The following is a 298-nucleotide window of genomic DNA, read 5'->3' as shown; positions in this document are numbered from 1 at the left end:
TAAAACTTGGGTGGAAAGTGACATTCACTAATGATGGGTCGATACTGCCTAATATCTGTGGGACTGTCGTAGTTAAATCAAAAGCCTCATAGCCTACTTGTCCCGTGTAATCACATAACTCGTAATCATCTGGCTCGGTAGCTTCAGGAGTTGGATCAACAATTAATTGTAATTGAACATAGTTAGCACATCCCGTAAGGGTATAAAATACTCTTACGTAGATGGTTTGGGTCCATGGATTGATGTTTTCGTATGGACTGATAAGTGACGGTGCAGCACCGATTAAAGCATCGGTCTC

1 protein-coding gene is annotated in these 298 nt (G+C 41.6%); it reads right to left on the bottom strand.

The features are described from left to right. Window positions 1–298: hypothetical protein (locus ICG50_RS13070; RefSeq protein ID WP_187661337.1), on the bottom strand; the 298-nt coding region annotated here is incomplete at both ends.

It is taken from the genome of Flavobacterium buctense (assembly GCF_014486695.1).
Lineage (GTDB): Bacteria > Bacteroidota > Bacteroidia > Flavobacteriales > Flavobacteriaceae > Flavobacterium > Flavobacterium buctense.
Note: the sequence above shows the minus strand (reverse complement) of the source record. Positions and strands in the feature narration are given on the sequence as shown.